Source organism: Streptomyces sp. NPDC032091 (genome assembly GCF_055580265.1).
On the sequence record NZ_JBVILR010000020.1, the window covers coordinates 136105 to 156151 of the forward strand.

Annotated in this window: 17 protein-coding genes; 10 read left to right on the forward strand and 7 right to left on the reverse strand. The window is 75.9% G+C overall.

All coding sequences use genetic code 11. The annotated features are described in order from the left end of the window. Positions 1 to 10 precede the first annotated feature (10 nt). Entirely contained in the window at positions 11 to 205 is a 195-nt protein-coding gene (locus ACZ5NJ_RS28370) for a hypothetical protein (protein ID WP_344159715.1), read from the reverse strand. A gap of 332 nt (positions 206 to 537) precedes the next feature. Here ACZ5NJ_RS28370 and ACZ5NJ_RS28375 point away from each other — a divergent pair, with 332 nt between their 5' ends. Next, positions 538 to 939, forward strand: a complete 402-nt coding sequence (locus ACZ5NJ_RS28375; RefSeq protein ID WP_468768355.1) for an ankyrin repeat domain-containing protein — start codon at positions 538 to 540, stop codon at positions 937 to 939. Positions 940 to 1279: 340 nt separating this feature from the next. Next, positions 1280 to 2677 (forward strand): HEAT repeat domain-containing protein, encoded by a 1398-nt coding sequence (locus ACZ5NJ_RS28380; protein ID WP_468768356.1) that lies wholly within the window; start codon positions 1280 to 1282, stop codon positions 2675 to 2677. Between the two features lie 455 nt (positions 2678 to 3132). Here the strand turns inward: ACZ5NJ_RS28380 and ACZ5NJ_RS28385 are convergent, their stop codons facing one another. The 3 genes from ACZ5NJ_RS28385 to ACZ5NJ_RS28395 are packed head-to-tail and all read right to left on the reverse strand — an operon-like array spanning position 3133 to position 5446. Then, complete coding sequence (locus ACZ5NJ_RS28385; RefSeq protein WP_468768357.1) at positions 3133 to 3999, reverse strand: 5-oxoprolinase subunit C family protein; 867 nt, start codon at positions 3997 to 3999, stop codon at positions 3133 to 3135. Continuing rightward, on the reverse strand, positions 3996 to 4661 hold the full coding sequence (locus ACZ5NJ_RS28390; protein ID WP_468768359.1) for a 5-oxoprolinase subunit B family protein: 666 nt from the start codon (positions 4659 to 4661) through the stop codon (positions 3996 to 3998). Before ACZ5NJ_RS28390 ends, ACZ5NJ_RS28385 begins: the two co-directional genes overlap by 4 nt. Further along, a complete protein-coding gene (locus ACZ5NJ_RS28395) occupies positions 4658 to 5446 on the reverse strand; it encodes a LamB/YcsF family protein (RefSeq protein ID WP_468768361.1) in 789 nt (262 codons plus the stop codon). Before ACZ5NJ_RS28395 ends, ACZ5NJ_RS28390 begins: the two co-directional genes overlap by 4 nt. 86 nt (positions 5447 to 5532) lie before the next feature. Between ACZ5NJ_RS28395 and ACZ5NJ_RS28400 the strand changes: the two genes are divergently transcribed. From ACZ5NJ_RS28400 to ACZ5NJ_RS28415, 4 genes are read left to right on the forward strand one after another with little or no spacing between them, the layout of a single operon-like run. Beyond that, positions 5533 to 7083 carry a hypothetical protein gene (locus ACZ5NJ_RS28400; RefSeq protein ID WP_468768363.1) on the forward strand — a complete coding sequence of 517 codons (1551 nt, stop codon included), beginning with the start codon at positions 5533 to 5535 and terminating at the stop codon, positions 7081 to 7083. Further along, on the forward strand, positions 7080 to 7244 hold the full coding sequence (locus tag ACZ5NJ_RS28405; RefSeq protein ID WP_468768365.1) for a hypothetical protein: 165 nt from the start codon (positions 7080 to 7082) through the stop codon (positions 7242 to 7244). Before ACZ5NJ_RS28400 ends, ACZ5NJ_RS28405 begins: the two co-directional genes overlap by 4 nt. Further along, entirely contained in the window at positions 7241 to 8149 is a 909-nt protein-coding gene (locus ACZ5NJ_RS28410; RefSeq protein ID WP_468768367.1) for a hypothetical protein, read from the forward strand. The genes ACZ5NJ_RS28405 and ACZ5NJ_RS28410 overlap by 4 nt, the downstream gene beginning before the upstream one ends. 54 nt (positions 8150 to 8203) lie before the next feature. After that, positions 8204 to 12973 carry a hypothetical protein gene (locus ACZ5NJ_RS28415; RefSeq protein WP_468768368.1) on the forward strand — a complete coding sequence of 1590 codons (4770 nt, stop codon included), beginning with the start codon at positions 8204 to 8206 and terminating at the stop codon, positions 12971 to 12973. Positions 12974 to 13027: 54 nt separating this feature from the next. Here the strand turns inward: ACZ5NJ_RS28415 and ACZ5NJ_RS28420 are convergent, their stop codons facing one another. After that, positions 13028 to 13363 (reverse strand): hypothetical protein, encoded by a 336-nt coding sequence (locus ACZ5NJ_RS28420; protein WP_468768370.1) that lies wholly within the window; start codon positions 13361 to 13363, stop codon positions 13028 to 13030. A gap of 335 nt (positions 13364 to 13698) precedes the next feature. On the opposite strand from ACZ5NJ_RS28420, the gene ACZ5NJ_RS28425 reads away from it, so the two are divergent. From ACZ5NJ_RS28425 to ACZ5NJ_RS28440, 4 genes are read left to right on the forward strand one after another with little or no spacing between them, the layout of a single operon-like run. Then, positions 13699 to 16614, forward strand: coding sequence for a sensor histidine kinase (locus tag ACZ5NJ_RS28425; RefSeq protein ID WP_468768371.1), 2916 nt, complete (start codon positions 13699 to 13701; stop codon positions 16612 to 16614). Next, positions 16611 to 17048: a roadblock/LC7 domain-containing protein gene (locus tag ACZ5NJ_RS28430; protein WP_100865124.1), complete on the forward strand. Its 438-nt coding sequence runs from the start codon at positions 16611 to 16613 to the stop codon at positions 17046 to 17048. Before ACZ5NJ_RS28425 ends, ACZ5NJ_RS28430 begins: the two co-directional genes overlap by 4 nt. Before the next feature lie 10 nt (positions 17049 to 17058). Beyond that, positions 17059 to 17511, forward strand: a complete 453-nt coding sequence (locus tag ACZ5NJ_RS28435; RefSeq protein ID WP_468768374.1) for a DUF742 domain-containing protein — start codon at positions 17059 to 17061, stop codon at positions 17509 to 17511. Beyond that, on the forward strand, positions 17492 to 18118 hold the full coding sequence (locus tag ACZ5NJ_RS28440; protein WP_468768375.1) for a GTP-binding protein: 627 nt from the start codon (positions 17492 to 17494) through the stop codon (positions 18116 to 18118). Before ACZ5NJ_RS28435 ends, ACZ5NJ_RS28440 begins: the two co-directional genes overlap by 20 nt. A gap of 224 nt (positions 18119 to 18342) precedes the next feature. On the opposite strand, the gene ACZ5NJ_RS28445 is transcribed toward ACZ5NJ_RS28440, so the two are convergent. Next, a complete protein-coding gene (locus ACZ5NJ_RS28445; protein WP_468768377.1) occupies positions 18343 to 19533 on the reverse strand; it encodes a lipid-transfer protein in 1191 nt (396 codons plus the stop codon). After that, a complete protein-coding gene (locus ACZ5NJ_RS28450; protein WP_468768378.1) occupies positions 19530 to 19979 on the reverse strand; it encodes a Zn-ribbon domain-containing OB-fold protein in 450 nt (149 codons plus the stop codon). Before ACZ5NJ_RS28450 ends, ACZ5NJ_RS28445 begins: the two co-directional genes overlap by 4 nt. Positions 19980 to 20047 lie beyond the last annotated feature (68 nt).

Genomic DNA, 20047 nt, shown 5'->3' on the forward strand with positions numbered 1-20047 from the left:
GGCGGGCGGTCTAGAGCTTGATCCCGCCGAGCAGGCTCGCCAGGCTCGCCGTGCTCGCGGTGATGCTCGGGGCGATGGCGGAGCCGGCGAGGAAGAAGCCGAAGAGCGCGCAGACGACGGCGTGCGTCAGCTTCATCCCGTCCTTCTTGAAGAACAGGAAGCAGATGATGCCGAGCAGCACGACGCCTGAGATCGACAGGACCATGGGAGTCCTCCTGGTAGCCGGAACGGTCGGAAAGGTCACCATCAGTTGTTCCAGGCTCACAGGAAGTATCAATGCGACAAAAGGTGCATACGGGTGAATCTTCGGGATTTTCACTTGACCGGACCCTCCCGGCTGGCGCGTCGGCCCATGGGAGTGTCGGGTGCCCCGGCCAGGGGACATCCTTGCCTCGGGTGGGCCCCCTCATGTCCCTGACCGGGCGCTACCCTGGCGATTCACCCGTACGGACGCAGCGCCGGGCACCCCCCTGCCCGCCCGGCCTGGGCAGACTCCTGCCCCGTACGACTTGGGAAGAGTGAAAGGCGGAACGACCGATGAGCGAGCACCAGGACGCACCCGACGAGGACGTCATCGAACTGGCCACCAAGATCTTCGACCTCGCCCGTCAGGGTGAGACGGAGACGCTGGCCGCCTACCTCGACGCCGGCGTCCCCGCCAACCTCACCAACGACCGCGGCGACACCCTCGTCATGCTCGCCGCCTACCACGGCCACGCCGGCGCCGTCACCGCCCTGCTCGCCCGCGGCGCCGAGGCCGACCGCGCCAACGACCGCGGCCAGACCCCGCTCGCCGGCGCCGTCTTCAAGGGCGAGGAGGCCGTCATCCGCGCCCTGCTCGCAGGCGGGGCCGACCCCCACGCCGGAACCCCCTCCGCGGTCGACACGGCCCGCATGTTCCACAAGGCGGACCTGCTGGAACTCTTCGGAGCCAAGTAGTCCGCTTTTTCGGCCGCCCGACCGGGGCCGGGACGGGTCCACGACCTCACGGCTTGGTCACGACGCCTTTAAATGTGGTCGCGGCGCACAAACCGCCTGGGTCATCATGGCGTCGGATTCGATTCGCGGACATGACGGACGGGCAGGACCGGGCTGGACACGACGGGTGTCCCACCCCCCCTGCCGCACCGGCCGGCACGGCCGCGGAGCACCGACGAGAGTGAGAAGGCAATGGTCTACATCGAGCGGAACATGACGGCGGACGTCCTCACATGCTGTTACGCGGCCCTGTGAATCCCGATTCCCGGTTGCGTCCCCAGCTTGATTTGAGGCCATTCCCATGTTCGAACCAGTCATAGCGCCGAGCGGTACCCTGCTCGGCCTCCTCCAGCGGGGCCGCGGCGACGGCACGCTGCACGCCCTCGCGGCGCCCCGGACCGAGGCCCTCGCGGCCCTCGACCAGTGCGTGACCCGTGACCCGCGGCAGGACTGGCAGGTCGAGAACCGGTCGCTGTACTACGCACGCCTGTACCTGGACCTCGACGGCCCCCTCGGCGCCATCGAGGCCCACCTCTTCGGCGTCGACAACCTCGTCGACGAGGAGGACCACCGCACCGGTCTCGCCCTGTCCGTCCTCGGCCACCTGGCCTCGTACGGCCGCGACGACGCGCTCATGCTGCTGCGCCGCTACGCCGCCTCCGGGGCCAACTGGGCCTGGGCCCTCGACGAGCTCGCCCTGCGCGACGACGACGAGGGGCTGCGCTCCCTCGCCCCGTCCGTCCTGGCCGGGTTCCCGGACACCGCCGAGGGCGAGGCGCGGCTGGCCGCCGCCGTCCGCGACGCCTACGAGCCCCGGCCGTGGAGCCTGTGGGAGGAGCTGCCGCAGTACGGGCAACGTCTGCGCGCCGCCCGCCAGCAGGGCTCCTTCGACCGCTGGCAGCGCCAGATGACCCCCAGTGGTCCCCGGCCCGGCTGGGGCGTCCAGGCCGTCTTCGACTGGGCCGCCGACGGGCTGCGCCGCGGCACCCCGCTGCACGTGCCCGCCGCGCGCTGCCTCGCCGCCGTGGCCGGCCCCGAGGACCGCTCCGCCATCCTCGCGGCCGCCGCCGGAGCCTCGGGCGAAGCCGCCCGGGCCACCGCCCTGCACCACCTGGTCCTCGCGGAACCGGAGAACCCGGCCGTCCTCGACCTCATCGAAGCCGCCGGCGACGAACCCGCCGTGGCCGCCTACGAGCGCATGTGCGGCCCCGCGGCGGTGGAGCGGGCCCGGCTGTGGGTCCACCGCCCCGACGCCCTCGGAGCGGCCGCCGCGGCCCTCCTGGCGGCCCGCGGCGGCGCCGACGACACCGGGCTGGTGCTGGGCGCCCTCCGCTCGACCGTCCGGGGCTCCGGCCCCGACTCGTCCCGCCTGTTCACCCTCGTGGACGGCGCGGGCCGCCTCGCGATCGGCTGCGCGGCGCCGGTGCTGCGGCACATCTACCGCGAGACGGCCTCCTCCCACCTGCGCGGCCGCGCCGCCCGCGCCCTGGCCAGCACGGACCCCACCTTCGCGGCGGGCTTCGCGGTCGAGTGCCTCTGGGACTGCGAGGAGACCACCCGCGAGGTAGCGGCCCGCCACGCCGAAACGGCCGACGCCCGCGTCGCCCCCCGCCTGCGCCGCCTGGCGGCGGACCCGGCGGAGGAGGAGGACGTCCAGTCGGCGGTCCGCAGCCGCATCGCCCCCGAGTCGGCGGTGTAGCCCCCACCTCCCACCGCCCGGCCCCCGGGTGCCCCGCGCCTCAAACACCGACGCGGCCGCACCCTGCGGCCGCGCGTCCATCCCACCCCGCCCGGCACGGGGTCGGGGCGGAGGCCTGCCCCGCGCAGCGCTCCCGCCGCCCAGGCCCTCTGCGCCTCAAACGCCGACGCGGCTGACTTTCGCCGCTGCGCGGCCATTCCAGCCCGCGCGGCGTTTGAGCGCACCGGGCGCGCAGCGCACGGAACGGGTCCGGGCGGAGCCCGGGGAACGGTGGAAGGGCGGGTAGGGGACCCAGCCCCGCGCAGCGACCGCCCCACTGGCCGGGACGGGCCGCGCGCAGGGGTTCCACCGGGCCCGGGCCTGGCCCGCGTAGCGGTCTCTCCGGGGCGGGGTCGGCCCCACGCGGCGGCCGCCGACCGGGGGTCGGCGCGGCGGACGGCCGCCGGCCCGCCGGCTCACGTGCGTACGAACCGCACCGCCACCCCCGGCCGGGCCTGCGCGGCGGCGTCGAGGGCGGGGCCCGGGGCGACGACCCCGACCACCGGGTACCCCCCGGTCACGGGATGGTCCGCCAGGAACACCACCGGCAGCCCGTCCGGCGGCACCTGCACCGCCCCCAGCACCATCCCCTCGCTCGGCAGCTCCCCGCCCCGCGCCCGCTCCAGCGCCGGCCCGCCCTCCGTCCGCAGCCCGATCCGGTTCGACGCCGGCGACACCCGGTACTCCGCCGACAGCAGCGCCGCCACCGAGGCCCCGGTGAACCAGTCCGCCCGCGGCCCCAGCCGCAGCGGCAGCACCAGCTCCGCCACCGGCGGCCCGGCCACCCGCAGGGCGTCCGCCCCGGCCACCGGAGCCGGACCCGCCGCCCCGACCTCCAGCACCGTCCCGTCCGCCAGGACCGGCGGCCCCAGCCCCGACAGCAGGTCCGTCGAGCGGCTCCCCAGCACCACCGGCACGGCGAACCCGCCCCGCACCGCGACGTAGCTCCGCAGCCCCGCCGAGGCCCGCCCCACGTCCAGCTCCGCCCCCGCCGGCAGCCACACCGGCGCGCCCCACGCCGCCGGGCGCCCCGAGACCCGTACCGGGCACGGCGCGCCCGTCACCGCCACCGTCACCGGGGCCAGGGCGCGCAGCCGCACCCCGTCCAGGGTGGTCTCCACGGTGGCGGCCCCCGCCGGGTTGCCGACGAGGCGGTTGGCCAGCGCGTGCGCGGCGGTGTCCAACGCACCCGACCGGGGCACACCCAGGTGCGCGTACCCGGGCCGCCCCAGGTCCTGCACGCTGCTCAGCGCCCCCGCCCGCACCACCAGCACCCCGCTCACACCCCCACCCCCACGCCCGGCACCCCGCCCGGGCTCCCGCTCCGGCCCGCCTCCTCGAACCGCACCCGCATCCCCGGTGCGAGCAGCGACGCCGGCTCCCGTGCCGGGGCCCACAGCACCGCGTCGGTGGAGCCGATCAGCTGCCAGCCGCCGGGGGAGGAGCGGGGGTAGACCCCCGCGTACTCCCCGGCCAGCGCCAGCGACCCCGCCGGGACCGCCGTACGGGGCGTGGCCCGCCTCGGGAGCCACAGCCGCTCCGGCAGCCCCGTCAGATACCCGAAGCCGGGGGCGAACCCGCAGAACGCCACCCGGAACTCGATCCCCCCGACCAGCCCGGCCACCTCCCGCTCGGCCACCCCCCACGCCCCGGCCACCTCCGCCAGGTCCGGCCCGTCGTACCGCACCGGCACGGTGACCAGCGCTCCCTCCGTCTCCGCGAGCGGCGGCACCTCCCAGCGGGCGATCCGCGCCGCCAGCGCCCCCGGCTCCCGGACCCCGTCCAGCAGCACCGTCCGCGCCGCCGGGACCACCTCCCGTACGGGGCCCAGCTCGCCCGAGTCCCGCCGGCGCAGCAGCTCGGCGTGGAGCGCCGCCGCCTCCGCGGCCGAGTCCACCTCCAGCAGCAGCGCCTCCCGGCCCACCACCAGGGCCCTCGCCCTCACGCGAAGGCCTCCACCCGCACGCCCGCCGCCCCCAGCGCCTCCCGGACCCGCAGCGCGAGCCCGGCGGCCCCCGGGGTGTCCCCGTGCAGGCACAGCGAGCGCGCGCGGACCCGTACCGGAGACCCGTCCGAGGCCGTGACCTCCCCCTCCGCCGCCATCCGTACGGCCCGCGCGACCACCGCGTCCGGGTCGTGCAGCACCGCCCCCGGCGTCCCGCGCGGCACCAGCGTGCCCCCGGGGGTGTAGGCCCGGTCGGCGAACGCCTCCGGTACGGGCTCCAGCCCCGCCTCCTGCGCCGCCGCCAGCAGCAGCGACCCCGGCAGGCCCAGCACCGGCAGCCCGGCCTCCCCGCCGGCCAGCCGGACCCCGTCGACCACCGCGCCGGCCTGCTCCGCGTCGTGCACCGTGCGGTTGTACAACGCGCCGTGCGGTTTCACGTACGACACCCTCGACCCGGCCGCCCGCGCGAACACCTCCAGCGCCCCGATCTGGTACGCCACCTCGGCGGCCAGCTCCGCCGCCGGCACGTCCATCGCGCGCCGCCCGAACCCCGCGAGGTCCCGGTACGAGACCTGCGCGCCGATCCGTACGCCGCGCGCGGCGGCCAGCTCGCACACCCGGCGCATGATCGACGGGTCGCCGGCGTGGAAGCCGCAGGCCACGTTCGCGCTGGTGACCACCGACAGAAGCGCCTCGTCGTCCGTGAGCGTCCACCGCCCGAAGCCCTCGCCGAGGTCGGCGTTGAGGTCGATCGCGGCCGCTGGGGGTGTGATCATGGAAGCCATGCGGCGAGCGTAGAACAGCGCACGCGCCGCATGCCGCAGAGCCCTTCCGCGGCCTTCCGCGGAGCCGGGGACGATCCGGCCGAACCATGCCGTTTGGGATGTTGTCCGTGACACCGCCTAATCTTTTCGACGTGACTCTCCCTGCCCCGGCGAAAACCCTCCCGTCCCCGGCGCCGGGCCCGGCCGCCGACGAGGGCCTCGCCCGGCGGCTGCGCGCCCTCGCCTGCACCGCCCCGCTGCACGACCTCGACGTACGCAAGGCCAACCTGGCCGGCGAGTACGGGGTCTACGCGATGGCGGAGGTCGCGCTGGCCGCGATCGACCTGGTCACGCTCAACATGGACTTCGACACGGGCGCCGACCACGAGCAGATAGTGGCCCGCCTGCTGCCCCGCGTCGCCGCCCAGACGCCCCACCGGCCGGCCGCCGAGCACGAGCGGGTCGCCCGCTGGGTGCTGGAGAACCTGATCAACGTCGGCAGCGTCGACCGCGGCTTCCGCGCGATCTACGGCACCTTCGGGCCCGACGGGGTCTACGTCCGCCGGGACTACGACTTCAAGCTGATCGAGGAGGTCCCCGGCCACGGCGGCGCCGTCTACCTGCGCACCACCGACGAGGCCGTCAACGTCCTGGTCGGCGCCCTCGACACGGACGTCACCAGCGCCCAGATCGCCGCCGAGGTCAAGCTGGAGGTCCTGATCAGCCGGGGTCGGCTGGCCGACGCCCAGCTCGCCGCCGAACAGGCCCGCTACCGCACCGTCCAGTACGCCGAGACCCTGCGCCGCACCCTCGACGCCACCCGGCGCAACGTCCGCGCGGTCGACTGGCTCCAGGCCGTGCCGGACATGATCGCCGAGGCCCTCGACCACGTCGCCGACCGCTACCGGCACGAGAACGCCATCCTCACCAACATCCGCAAGGCGCGCGACGAGGCCGAGGACCCCGAGAACAAGCGGCGCGCCGCCGAACTCGTCGACATCGTCAAGGACTGCATCCGCCGGCACACCCAGCTCCAGTCCCGGCTGCTCGACGCCGGCCCGCTCTTCCGCGCCGAACAGGACCGCCAGGCCTTCGCCACGCCCGCCGCGCGCTCCGGGATCGACCTGTACGGGCAGCTCGTCGCCCCGCTGATGCCGCTGCCCGTGGTGCACGCCACCCGGGTCACCGACGCCTTCTTCGCCGCCGGCACCGGGCTGCGCACCCCCGTCTCGGTGCGCGTCGCGGACCTGGTGGAGATCCTCCTGACCCCGCCCGTGGAGCGGGAGCACCTCGGCGCCGAGATGCCGGAGCCCGACCTCATCGCGACCCCGGACGACAGCCGCTTCAGCGAGGAGCAGCTCGCGGCCGCCACCCGCCTCCTCGACCTCCCGCACGACGCCCCGCGCCGCCTGTCCGGCCTCCTCGCGGAGGCCCGCCGCGAGGACCCCGACCTCCCCTACCTGGTGGCGCTGCTCGCCGTCCACGCGGCGAGCCCGGCGGTGGGCACGGCGTACCGGCAGGGCGAGGAGCGGCTGCTGTTCGCGGTGGACGACGGCACGGCCCTGGAGGACCCGGAGTTCGGCGGCGCCGACCTGATCGTCGGCACGGCCCTCCTGGACGCGGCGGGCATGGCGGCGGACCGGGCGGAGCCCTCATGACCCACCCCGCCCCGACCGCCCGCCCGGGCCGGCCCGGGCGCCGATCCGACGGCGTCGTAGCGCCCGCCCCGGGCCGCCCCGCCCGGCGGGCCGACGTCGCCGCCCCGCACCACCACCCCCGCCGCCAGGCCCACCGCACCGCCGAGGAGACCCACCCGTGAGCGACCACCACGCCGAACACCCCGCGTGGAGCGAGCCCGACGGTCCGTCGGCCACCGCCGCGCCCGCGCCCGCGCCGGCCCCCGCCCTGACGCCGGCCGACGCCGCCGACGCGGCCCGCCTCGTCGGGTTCGGGCTCCAGCCCAAGCTGCTCCCCGCCCGCGACGCCGAATACGCCGAACTGCTGCGCCGCTACCGCGAGGACCCCGGCTTCGGCCGGCTCGCCGACGCCGTCGCCACCGGCCTCGGCCTCGTCGTCCTGGAGGTGTCCCCGCGCGCCGGCATGGCCGTCGCCGCCGGCGAGGACTCCGTCTTCGCCGTTCGCATGGGCGACTACGCCCGCCGCACCGCCGCCGACGGCGGCGACCGCTTCCTCCACGGCCTCGCCCACCTCGCCGTCGCCGCCCTCGCCTTCCCCCGCCCCGAGGACCTCGCGGACGACGGCTACATCGGCCGGATCACCGTCAACGGCGTCGACGCCTTCGTCCGGCAGACCTGCCGCCGCCTGGAGGAGCGCGCCGAGGAACTCGGCGAGAACACCGACCCCGCCTCCGACGCCCCCGGCCTGGAGGCCGCCTGGCGGGTCTACGCCCGCCGCAGCGCGACCGGCGCCACCAAGGACGCCCGCCGCCTCGCCGGCTCCACCACCGGCATCGTCGGCAAGGCCGCCGCCTTCCTCACCGACTCCGGCTTCCTCCAGCGCACCGGAGACGACGCCGGCGGCACCTACCGCACCACCCCCCGCTACCAGCTCCAGGTCCGCGACATGGCGGGCAGCGCGGCCATGGCCGAGCTCCTGGAACTCGGCGTGGTGCCCGTCAGCGACGGCACCGCCACCCTCCTGCCGCCGCCCGAGGGCGACGACCTGGAACTCGCCGCCGACGCCGGCCTGCCGTTCCACGCCTGAGCCCCACGCGCCCCCGTACCGAGACACACCGAGAAGCAACGAGAGTCCGCCGCCATGTACGAGCTGTCCCGGATCCGCCTCTACTCCATCGGGCCCGCCGGCGCGCGCTACGCCGACACCGTGCTCGACCTGCGCGGAGTCGGCGAGCCGGTACCCCACCCGGCGCCCGCCCAGGCGGAGTTCTTCGAGGACGAGCCCACGGGCCCGCCCCGCCGCCCCGCACCCGCCGGCGTGCTCTTCCTGGAGAACGGCGGCGGCAAGTCCGTCCTCCTCAAACTGATCTTCTCGGTGATGCTCCCCGGCCACCGCAACACCCTCGGCGGCGCCAGCTCCGGCGTGCTCCGCAAGTTCCTCCTCGCCGACGACTGCGGCCACGTCGCCCTGGAGTGGCAGCACACCCAGACCGGCGAGTGCGTGGTCGTCGGCAAGGTCAGCGAATGGCGCGGCCGCCAGGTCTCCAACGACCCCCGCAAGTTCGCCGAGGCCTGGTACTCCTTCCGCCCCGGCCCGGGCCTCAGCCTCGACAGCCTCCCCGTCGCCGAGGCCACGTCCGTGCGCCCGCCCGTCGAGGGCGCCTCCGGCGCCCAGGGCCGCCGCCGCACCATGAAGGGCTTCCGCGACGCGATCACCGAAGCCGGCAAGGCATACCCGCACCTGGAGGTGTCCTGGGAGGAGATCCACGACCGCTGGAACGAGCACCTCACCGAACTCGGCCTCGACCCCGAACTCTTCCGCTACCAGCGCGAGATGAACGCCGACGAGGGCGAGGCCGCCGGCCTCTTCGCGGTCAAGAAGGACTCCGACTTCACCGACCTGCTGCTGCGCGCCGTCACCGACACCCGTGACACCGACGGCCTCGCCGACCTGGTCCACGGCTTCGGCAACAAGCTCGGCCGCCGCGCCGAGCTGATGGCCGAACGCGAGTTCACCGCCGGCTCCGTCGACCTGCTCACCCGCATCGTGGAGGCCGCCGAGACCCGCGCCCGGCTCCGCGACGTCCACGCCGGCGCCGAACGCCGCACCCGCACCCTCGCCCGCCGCCTCTCCGCCCGCGCCGCCGAGGAACGCGGCCGCGCCGCCGACCTCGCCCAGCAGGTCACCGGCGCCGGCCACGCCGTCACCGCCGCCGAGGAGCAGCGCGCCCGCAGCGCCGCCGTCTCCGCCGAACTCGCCTACCGGCACGCCTCGCTGGCCCTGACCGTCGCCGACAAGGCCGCCGCCGCCCAGCGCCGCGAACTCCTAGAAGCCCGCACCCTGCACTCCGCCTGGCAGGCCGCCGAAACCGTCCTGCGCCACCGCGCCGCCGCCGACCGCTCCGCCCGCGTCGCCGCCGCGATCCGCGAGGCCGAACGGGACGCCGCCCCGGCCCTCGCCGCCCGCGCCACCGCCGCCGCCGCACTCGTACGGGCCCTGCACACCGCCGCCGAACAGGGCGAGCGGGCCGCCAACGAGGAGGAGGAGCGTTCCGCCGAGCTCCAGGCCGTCGGCGAGACCGCCCACCGCGACGCCACGTCCGCCGCCACCGCCGCCCAGCGCGCCCGCAGCGAGGCCGAACACCTGCGGGCCCGCCTCGCCGAGGTCGAGCAGGAGACCGCCGAAGCCGTCCGCGCCGGCTGGCTCGACGACACCGCCCCCGACGCCGACCCGGCCCGCGCCGCGCTGGCCGCCAGCGACGCCGAGAAGACCGCCGTGGCCGCCTGGGACGAGTCCCGCGAGGCCGCCCGCGCCGCCGCCGAAGCCGCCCGCGAGGCCGCCGGCGCCGAGTCCCGCGCCGAACTCACCGCCGCCCGCGCCGCCGACGCCGCCGACGCGGCCGAGGCCGCCCACGCCGCCGAGGAACGCGCCGCCGCCTCCCTGGCCGCGTCCCCGCGCCTCGCCGAGCTCCTCGGCCTCCCCGCGGTCCCCGAGACCTTCCTCCCGCACCCGCGCGAGGGCCGGTCCGCCGGATCCGCCACCGCACCCGCAGGCTCCGGAATCCCGGCCGACGGCCGCGCCGGCGTCCCCGGCTCCGGCGCAGCCGCGCAGGCCCGGGCGCAGGGCACGTCCGCGCAGGCCGTCGGTGGCCCCGGCGGATCCGCCACGCCGCCCGGCCGCCCCGAGACCGCCGGACGGCTCACCGCCGAGGACCTCGACCGCAACGCCGACACCCTCCGCGAGCTCCTGGCCGACACCGTCGGCTCGGCCGAACGCCAGCTGTTCGAGCTGCGCACCGCCGCCGCCGACGACTCCCGCATCCTCGGCGCCCTCGGCGACGGCGGCCTGCTCCCGCCCGGCCCCGACGTCCTCGCCACCGTCGAGTACCTCGGCGAACACGGCATCCCGGCCCTGCCCGGCTGGCGCTACCTCGCCCAGTCCGTGGCGCCGGCCGACCACGCCGCCGTCCTCGCCGCCCGCCCCGAACTCGTCGACGGCGTCATCATCACCGACCCCGACACCCACACCCGGGCCCGCGAGGTCCTCTCCGGCGCCGCCCTGCTGCCCCGTTCCACCGTCGCCGTCGGCACCGCCGCCGCCCTGCTGGCCCCGGCACCCCCCGCCGACGGCGATCCGGCGGTCTCCGGCGTCTTCATCGTCGCGCCGAACCCCGCCATGCACGACGAGCACGCCGCCGACGAGGAACGCCAGGCCCTGCGCGCCCGCGCCACCGCCCGCGACACCGAGATCCGCGAGCTCGCCGCCCGCCTCGCCGGCGACCGCGAGCTCGCCGCCCGCCTCGCCTCCTGGCGCACCGGCTGCCCGCCCGGCCGCCTCGCGGAGCTCGCCGCACAGGCCGCCGCCGCCCGCGCGTTCGCCGAGGAGGCCGACGCCGAGCTCGGCGAGGCCCGTACCGTACGCGCCGAGGCGGACGAGGCCGCCGCCGACGCGGCCCGGGTCCGCGACGAGCGCCAGGAGACCGCCCAGCGCGCCCGCCGGGCCGCCGACGCCCTCGCCGGCCTCGCCCACCGGCTGCGCGAGCGCTCCGGCTGGCAGGCCAGGGTCCGCGAACTCGCCGACGAGGCCGCCGAGTCCGAAGCCCGCGCCGAAGCCTGCCTGGACCGGGCCCGCGCCGCCGACGAGGACCGCCGCGCCGCCCAGCGCGCCGCCGATGACGCCCGCCGCACCGCCCGCGCCCTGCGCGCCGAACGCGCCGAGATCGCCGGAGCCCCCGACCAGCTCCCCGAGGACGACGACCCCCGCGCCCCCCTGCCCGACCTCCGCGAGGCCTACCGGACCGCCTCCCAGGTGTACGAGAAGGTCGGCGTCGGCGCCGACCTGCGCGCCGAACAGGCCCGCGCCGAGAGCGACGAGAGCGCCGCCCTCGCCGAACTCGACCGGCTCACCAACAAGGTCCGCACCCGCGCCGCCCAGCTCCTCGAAGGCACCGACGGCGCCGACGGCCCCTCCCGCCAGGCCGCCGCGGCCCGCGCCGAGGCCCTCGTACAGATGCTGGAGTCCCGCGCCTCCGCCGCGAGCGAGCAGCTCGGCCGGCTGCGCGGCGAGGCCGAACGGCACGCCCCCGCCGACGGCGAGGCGCACACCGAGCTGCCCGAGGAGCTGGTCCCGGCCGACGTGGAACAGGCCCAGGGCCTGCTGCGCACCGCCACCGCCCGGCTCGCCGCGCACTCCGCCGCCGTGGAGAGCGCCCGCGCCGCCCACGCCGACCTGCTGCGCGCCCACCGCACCGCCGAGGACGGCGCCGGAGGCTTCGAGGAGACCGCCGCCCTCCTGCGGGACCTGCTGCGCGACCACACCCACCCCGAGGACGAGCAGGAGCCGGTGGCGCACCGCGGCACCCTGGAGGAGGCCCGCCAGTCCGCCACCGACACCCGCCGCTCCCTGCGCGCCTGCGCCGCCGACCTCTCCGCCGCCGAGGCGGCCGTGCGCGAGGCGAGCGACGTCCTCGTCCGGCACGCCAACGCCAACCGCTACGAGCAGGTGCGCACCCCCGCCCGCCAGCAGATCCGCGAACTGCCCGCCTCCGCCCTCCCGGAGCACGCCGCCGCCTGGGCGGCCGCGTTCGCGCCGCGCCTGCGCGTCCTGACCGACGAGCTCGCCCAGCTGGAACGCAACCGCGACAGCATCGTCGACCGGCTGCGCGGCCTCGTGGAGTCGGCCCTGGCCACCCTCCGCTCCGCCCAGCGCCTCTCCCAGCTCCCCGAGGGCCTCGGGGAGTGGTCGGGCCAGGAGTTCCTCCGCATCCGCTTCGAGGAACCCGACCAGGCCACCCTCACCGAACGCCTCGGCGAGGTCATCGACGAGGCCACCCGCACGGCCGTGAAGAAGAACGCCGCCTTCGGCGAGGGCCGCCGCGACGGCATGTCCCTCCTCCTGCGCGGAGTCCAGGCGGCGCTCGAACCCAAGGGCATCGCGGTGGAGATCCTCAAGCCGGACGCCGTCCTGCGCGCCGAACGCGTCCCCGTCGGACAGATGGGCGACGTCTTCTCCGGCGGCCAGCTGCTCACCGCCGCCATCGCCCTCTACTGCACGATGGCGGCCCTGCGCAGCAACGACCGCGGCCGCGACAAGCACCGCCACGCGGGCACGCTGTTCCTCGACAACCCGATCGGCCGCGCCAACGCCACGTACCTGCTGGAGCTCCAGCGCGCCGTCTCCGACGCCCTCGGCGTCCAGCTCCTGTACACCACGGGCCTCTTCGACACCACGGCCCTCGCGGAGTTCCCCCTCGTCATCCGCCTGCGCAACGACGCGGACCTGAGGGCGGGCCTGAAGTACATCAGCGTGGAGGAACACCTCCGCCCGGGCCTGCCCCAGCCCACCCAGGAACCGGAAGCCATCCACGGCGAAATCACCGCGACCCGCATGTTCCGCCGCACCCCCGCGTGACGCGGCACGGCGCCGGGCCGGCGGGCTGACGCACAGCCCGCCGGCGCCGCCGCGTCAGCGCCCCCGCACCGCGCTGCTCGGCTCCGACACCACCCCGTACCGCTGGTTCCACATCTGCCGCGTGATCCACACGTCCAGCACGGCCCACGTCGCCACCACCGTGCCCGCTATCCCCCCGAGCACCATCGGCAGCGCCAGCCACGACCCCGTCAGCACCAGGAAGAACGTCGCCGACGCGTCCGTCAGCGTCACCGCCACGACCAGCACCGCCCGCACCGCCGACGCCCGCACGGGATCCGGCATGCGCCGCCGGCGGGCCGGCACCTCCACCCACAGGCCCCGCCCGCCGGCCTCGGACACCGATCCGTCCTCTTCGTCGTACATCCTCATGGTCCGCTCCGCTCGCTCCCGAACCCAACGAACGACCCCACCCGGAGATTCCCGCATCCCGGACGGACCAGCTGCTCACGGGCGTTCCGGATCGGAGAATTCCAGCCATCCCTCCGAACAGGGGAACTGACGCCCCACCAAGTGTCATCTGCCACATATCGGGCCGGACTTGACCGGAAGTAACGGACAACTCGTGATCTTCGCCGAGCGGTCAGGCCGAAAACGTCCGGACACGCCTTCGAGGCCGCTCCGTGGCAGTAGTAGGCTCACGCCGTTTAAATGACGGAACACCGACCCCCCACAACGGGGTTGAGCTGGGGGAGGCTGGGGAGGCCATGCGCTTTCGCGGGAAGTCGATCCGCCGGAAGATCGTGGCGTTGCTCCTGGTGCCGCTCGTCTCCCTGACCGCCCTCTGGGGCTTTTCGACGGTGATCACCGGCCGCGAGGCCGTGCAGCTGCTCGACGTCGCGTACGTCATCGACAAGGTCGGCTACCCCATCGAGGACGTCGTCCGCGTCGTCCAGAAGGAGCGCCGCCAGACCCTCGTCGTCATCGGCGACCCGCGCGCCGCCGCGGCCACCGCCGAGCTCGCCCGCAGCCGCGCCGCGACCGACGGGATGATCCGCAAGATCACCGCGAACGCGACCGACCCCGAGGTCCTCGACGAGCTCAGCTCCGCCAACAAGCAGCGCCTGAGGTCGATCCTCGAAGCCTTCCACGGCATCGCCGCCCTGCGCCGCTCCGTGGACGCCGGCAGCCTGGACCCGACCCAGGCCCTCGACCTCTACAGCCGGCTCGTCGACCCCAGCTACGACTTCCTCATGAACCTCCACGCCCTGGAGAATGTGGAGATGGACAAGCAGGGCCGCGCCCTCGTCGGCATCACCCGCGCCCGCGAGACCCTCTCGCGCGAGGACGCGGTCATCGCCTCCGCCCTCGCCGCCGGCAACGTCTCCGCGGGCGACGTCCGCCGCGTCTCCACCTTCGTCGCCCACCGCGACCTGCTCTACGACTTCAACCTCGCGATCCTCCCGGCCGACGACCGGGGCCTCTTCGAGCAGTACTGGAACGGCCCCGAGAGCAAGGCGCTGCGCGACACGGAGGAACGGTTCATCACCGCGGGCGCCGTCAAGAACCCGCGCACCGTGACCGCCGCCCAGTGGGACGCCGCCGCCCGCAAGGTCCTCGACGACCTCGCCACCATGGGCACCGCCGCCGGCGACCGCTACCAGAAGCGCGTCGAACCCGTCGCGCTGGGCGTCCTCGTCCAGGCCGCCCTCGCCGGCGTCCTCGGCTTCATCGCCCTGGCCTTCTCCCTCTTCCTCTCCGTCCGCATCGGCCGCGACCTGGTCCGCGACCTCTCCCAGCTCCGCAAGGACGCCCACGAGGCCTCCGGCGTCCGCCTGCCGAGCGTCATGCGCCGCCTCGCCGCCGGCGAGACCGTGGACGTGGAGACCGAGGCGCCCCGCCTGGAGTTCGAGAAGGACGAGGTCGGCCAGGTCGCCCTGGCCCTCAACAGCCTCCAGCGCGCCGCCGTCGAGGCCGCCGTCAAGCAGGCGGAGCTCCGTCGCGGTGTCTCCGAGGTGTTCGTCAACCTGGCCCGCCGCAACCAGGTGCTGCTGCACCGCCAGCTGACCCTGCTCGACACCATGGAGCGGCGCACCGAGGACACCGAGGAGCTCGCCGACCTCTTCCGCCTCGACCACATGACCACCCGCATGCGCCGCCACGCCGAGGGCCTGGTGATCCTCTCCGGCGCCGCCCCCTCCCGCCAGTGGCGCAAGCCCGTCCAGCTGATGGACGTCGTACGGGCCGCCGTCGCCGAGGTCGAGGACTACGAGCGCATCGAGGTGCGCCGCCTGGCGCGCATCGGCATCGAGGGCCCGGCCGTCGCCGACGTCACCCACCTGGTCGCCGAACTCCTGGAGAACGCCACGGTGTTCTCGCCCCCGCACACCGCCGTCCAGGTCCACGGCGAACGCGTCGCCAACGGCTTCACCCTGGAGATCCACGACCGCGGCCTCGGCATGAACCCCGAAGCCCTGCTCGACGCGAACCTCCGGCTCGCCGAGACCCCCGAGTTCGAGCTCTCCGACACCGACCGCCTCGGCCTGTTCGTGGTCAGCCGGCTCGCCCGCCGCCACAGCATCAAGGTGGCCCTCCAGCCCAGCCCGTACGGAGGCACCACCGCGGTCGTCTTCCTCCCGGCCGAGCTCCTCACCGACGCCCCCGACACCAACGGCAGCGGCATCCGCCTCGACGCCGTACGGGCCGCCAAGGGCCACGCCGCGGTCAAGGGCGTCAAGACCGCCGCCGGCGCCCGGGGCTCCGGCCGCACCGGGCCCACCGCCCTGGACCGTGCCGTGTCCGGCCGCCCGCTGCCCGCCGGCGTGCTCAACGGCCCGGTCGAGCTGGAGGGCCCGCTCGGCCTCCTCGGCCTGGAGGGGCCGGACGGCCTCGACGGGATCGACGACATGGAGGACACCATCACCGGCGTCGCCGGTGCCGGCGGCCGCCCGCCCATGGCCACCCTCGACGACGAGACCCCGCCCGGCGGCACCCCGCGCAGCGCCCTGCTGGGCCTGGGCTCCGCGGGCCGCCCCGACGGCGACCGGCGCGGCGGCGAGAGCGGGGCCTGGAAGGGCGACCGGATCCGCGACCGCGGCACCGACCGCCACCGTGACCGGGGCCCGGCCCGCGAGGCCGGCCCGGAGGCCGCCGGCGCCCGCCCCCGCGGCGGCGCCGACCGTGACCCCGCGGCGCCCACGGGCCCGGTCCGCGCCGAGCGCCCGCACCTGGACGCGGTCCGCCCGGAGGGCCCCCGCTCCGGAGCCGTCCCGCTGCCGCGCCGGCGCCCGACCCCGACGCTGGTCGCCGAGCACGGCCGCCGCGTCGAGCCCCGCCCGGCCGGAGTGAAGGCCCCGGACCGTCCGCGGACCGGCCCCGAGGAGCCCCGTACGGCGGCCGGCCCGGGCGGACTGCCCCGCCGGGTCCGCCAGGCGAACCTCGCGCCCCAGTTGAAGAACGGTCCGGCCCCCGCCGAGCCCGAAGCCCCCGCGGCGCCGCAGACCGACCGCGACGCGGAGGACGTACGCGCCCGTATGTCCGCGCTCCAGCGCGGCTGGACGGCGGGCCGCGAACAGTACGCACAGCAGCAAGACCGGCAGCACGCACCGCAGCAGTCCGAGACCGGGGACGGCACCCCCGCCGCCCACGGTCCCGCGCACGAGAACGAAGGGGACGGTCGATGACCGCACCGCAGAACGGAAACGACAGCAGGGGCCGCGGCCCCGGCCCGCTCAACTGGCTCCTCGACGAACTCGTCGACAAGGTCGCCAGCATCCGCAAGGCGGTGGTCCTCTCCGGCGACGGCCTGCCCACGGGCAGCTCCAAGGACCTGACCCGCGAGGACAGCGAGCACCTGGCGGCCGTGGCCTCCGGCTTCCACAGCCTCGCCAAGGGCGTCGGCCGGCACTTCGACTCCGGGCGGGTCCGCCAGACCGTCGTCGAGCTCGACGAGGCCTTCCTGTTCGTCATGGCCGCCGGCGACGGCAGCTGCCTGGCCGTGCTCTCCGACTCCGACTCCGACGTGGGCCAGGTCGCGTACGAGATGACCCTCATGGTCAAGCGCGTCGGCGACCACCTGGCGACCGCCCCGCGCACCGGGCTGCCAGCCGGAGGGTGAGTCGGACCGTATGAGCGATCCAGGCCACGACCACCTCCCGAACGCCCCGGAACCCGCCGAGCCCGCCGGCGCGGCGGACGGGAGCGGCCACCCGCACTGGTTCGACGACGAAGCCGGGCCCGTCGTCCGCCCGTACGCCATGACCCGCGGCCGGACCCGGCACGCCGCCCAGCACCGCCTCGACCTGATCGCCCTCGTCGTCGCCGAACCGGCCGCCGACGATCCGGTCTGGGACCTGACCCTGTCCCCGGAACACGCCCACATCCTCGGGCTGTGCCGGGAACGCCCCCAGTCCGTCGCCGAACTCGCCGCGGACCTGGACCTCGCCGTCGGCGTCGTCCGGGTCCTCATCGGCGACCTCGTCGACGACGCACTGGTCCACGTGAACCGGCCGGTCCCCCCGGCCGAACTGCCCGACGAATCCATTCTGCGTGAGGTGATCGATGGCCTTCGGGCGCTCTAGCCGCACGGGTGCGATGCACGCCGTGTCGCCGGTCGAGCCGCTGACTCTGAAGATCCTGGTCGCGGGAGGCTTCGGGGCGGGCAAGACCACCCTGGTCAGCGCCGTGAGCGAGATCCGTCCGCTGCGCACGGAGGAGACCCTCTCCGAGCCGGGCGCCGCCGTCGACGACACCGGGGGAGTGGAGGCCAAGAACACCACGACGGTGGCCATGGACTTCGGCCGCATCACCCTCCGCGAGGACCTGGTGCTCTACCTCTTCGGGACCCCGGGGCAGGACCGCTTCTGGTTCCTGTGGGACGAGCTCGCGCAGGGCTCGCTCGGCGCCGTCGTCCTGGCCGACACCCGCCGCCTCGCCGACTGCTTCGCCGCCGTCGACTACTTCGAACGGCGCGGCCTGCCCTTCCTCGTCGCCGTCAACTGCTTCGACGGGGCCGACCGCCACCCCGTGGTGACCATCCGCGAGGCCCTCGACCTCGACCCCGAGGTGCCGGTGCTGCTCTGCGACGCCCGCGACCGCGAGTCGGTCAAGGACGTGCTGGTGGGAGTCGTGGAACACGCCATGTCGCTGGCCCGGGCCCGGCGGGCGAGCCTGACGGCCGGAGCCTGACGGCCGGAGTCGGACCTGACGGCCCGCGGGGAGGCGGCCCGCCTGGAGGCGGCCCGTACCCCCGCCGACTGGGGTACGGGCCGCGGCTCTCATGGGGGGCTGCGGGGGTCCCGGCGCGGGACCGTGGGGAGAGTGTGAACCCGCCGCCGGGGGGCGTCAAGCACCCCGGCGGCAGCACTTCTCCCGGCCCGGCCCGCCCGCTGGTGAAGGGCACCCGGCACTTCTCAGCGCACCGCCACGACGGCCGAACCGTGCCCGAACAGCCCCTGGTTCGCGGTGATCCCCACCCGCGCCCCGGGCACCTGCCGCGCCCCGGCCGTCCCCCGCAGCTGCCACGTCAGCTCGCACACCTGGGCGATCGCCTGCGCCGGCACCGCCTCCCCGAAGGAGGCCAGCCCGCCGCTCGCGTTGACGGGCACCCGCCCGCCGAGCGCGGTCGCCCCCTCCCGGACGAGCTTGGCCCCCTCGCCCTCACCGCACAGGCCGATGTCCTCGTACCACTCCAGCTCCAGCGCCGTCGACAGGTCGTACACCTCGGCCAGCGACAGGTCCCGCGGCCCCAGCCCCGCCTCCTCGTACGCCGCCCGGGCGATCGACGCCCGGAAGGAGCCCTCCGCCGGCGCCACCGCCACCGCCGAATCGGTCGCGATGTCCGGCAGGTCGAGCACGGTACGCGGATACGTGGGCGTCACCGTCGACACCGCCCGGATCCGCACCGGCGCGGCCACCCCGCGCGCCCGCGCGAAGTCCATGCTGCTCAGCACCAGCGCCGCGCCCCCGTCGGAGGTCGCGCAGATGTCCAGCAGCCGCAGCGGATCGGCGACCACCGCCGAGGCCGCCACCTCCTCGGCCGTCACCGCCTTGCGGTAGCGGGCGTTCGGGTTGAGCGCCCCGGCCGCCGCGTTCTTCACCTTGACCTGCGCGAAGTCCTCCCCGGTATCCCCGTACAGGGCCATCCGGCGGCGCGCGTACAGCGCGAAGTACGCCGGGTTCGTCGCCCCCAGCACGCGGAACCGCAGCCAGTCCGGGTCGTCCGGCCGGTCGCCGCCGGCCGGGGCGAAGAACCCCTTCGGCGCGGCGTCCGCGCCCACCACCAGCACCACGTCCGCCAGCCCGGCCAGGATCTGCGCCCGGGCGGTCCCGATGGCCTGGGCCCCGGAGGCGCAGGCGGCGTAGACGCTGGTCACCCGGGCGCCCTGCCAGCCGAGCGCCCGCGCGAAGGTGGCCCCGGCGACATAGCCCGGGTAGCCGCCGCGCACGGTGTCGGCGCCGACCACGGACTCCACGTCCGTCCACTCCAGCCCGGCGTCGGCCAGCGCCGCCCGGGCGGCGGCCCGCCCGTACTCGACGAAGCTCCGCCCCCACTTGCCCCACGGGTGCATGCCGGCGCCCAGGACGGCGACCTCCCCGCTCACCGCGCCCCCTCCACGGGCCTGAACCACCAGGTCGTCCAGGTGGTCCCGGCGTCCTCGTCGAGCACCCCGGCGACCACCTCCACCTCCATGCCGACCGCCAGGTCGGCCACCGTCACCCCGGGCGCCGCCTGCCCGAGCACGACCATCCCCTCGGCCTCCAGCTCCACCGCGACGAGCGTGTACGGCTCCCAGGGCGCGTCCGGGTCGGACACGTAGGGGGCGGGCGGCCGGTAGCGCCCGTCGGTGTACGACCAGACCCGCCCGCGCGGCGACAGCGGAACCTCCGCGAGCGCACCGCCGCCGGGGCAGTGCGGATTGCGGCAGTACGCGTCCTCGCGCGGGAAGAACACCGCCGTACAGGCGGAGCACTCCGTCCCGAGCAGCCGGAACCCGTCCGGCCCGTCGGCGAACCATCCGCTCACCACGGGTGTACGTGTGCGTGCCAAGACGCCTCCCTCGACGCAGACCTGACGAACCGTCAGAAGTCTGCCACGCGGAACGCCGGCAGCACAGC

Coding starts and splice junctions, on each gene's coding strand:
- ACZ5NJ_RS28370 (WP_344159715.1), bottom strand. CDS start 205: ATGGTCCTGTCGATCTCAGGCGTCGTGCTGCTCGGCATCATCTGCTTC.
- ACZ5NJ_RS28375 (WP_468768355.1), top strand. CDS start 538: ATGAGCGAGCACCAGGACGCACCCGACGAGGACGTCATCGAACTGGCC.
- ACZ5NJ_RS28380 (WP_468768356.1), top strand. CDS start 1,280: ATGTTCGAACCAGTCATAGCGCCGAGCGGTACCCTGCTCGGCCTCCTC.
- ACZ5NJ_RS28395 (WP_468768361.1), bottom strand. CDS start 5,446: ATGGCTTCCATGATCACACCCCCAGCGGCCGCGATCGACCTCAACGCC.
- ACZ5NJ_RS28400 (WP_468768363.1), top strand. CDS start 5,533: ATGCCGTTTGGGATGTTGTCCGTGACACCGCCTAATCTTTTCGACGTG.
- ACZ5NJ_RS28405 (WP_468768365.1), top strand. CDS start 7,080: ATGACCCACCCCGCCCCGACCGCCCGCCCGGGCCGGCCCGGGCGCCGA.
- ACZ5NJ_RS28415 (WP_468768368.1), top strand. CDS start 8,204: ATGTACGAGCTGTCCCGGATCCGCCTCTACTCCATCGGGCCCGCCGGC.
- ACZ5NJ_RS28420 (WP_468768370.1), bottom strand. CDS start 13,363: ATGAGGATGTACGACGAAGAGGACGGATCGGTGTCCGAGGCCGGCGGG.
- ACZ5NJ_RS28425 (WP_468768371.1), top strand. CDS start 13,699: ATGCGCTTTCGCGGGAAGTCGATCCGCCGGAAGATCGTGGCGTTGCTC.
- ACZ5NJ_RS28430 (WP_100865124.1), top strand. CDS start 16,611: ATGACCGCACCGCAGAACGGAAACGACAGCAGGGGCCGCGGCCCCGGC.
- ACZ5NJ_RS28435 (WP_468768374.1), top strand. CDS start 17,059: ATGAGCGATCCAGGCCACGACCACCTCCCGAACGCCCCGGAACCCGCC.
- ACZ5NJ_RS28440 (WP_468768375.1), top strand. CDS start 17,492: ATGGCCTTCGGGCGCTCTAGCCGCACGGGTGCGATGCACGCCGTGTCG.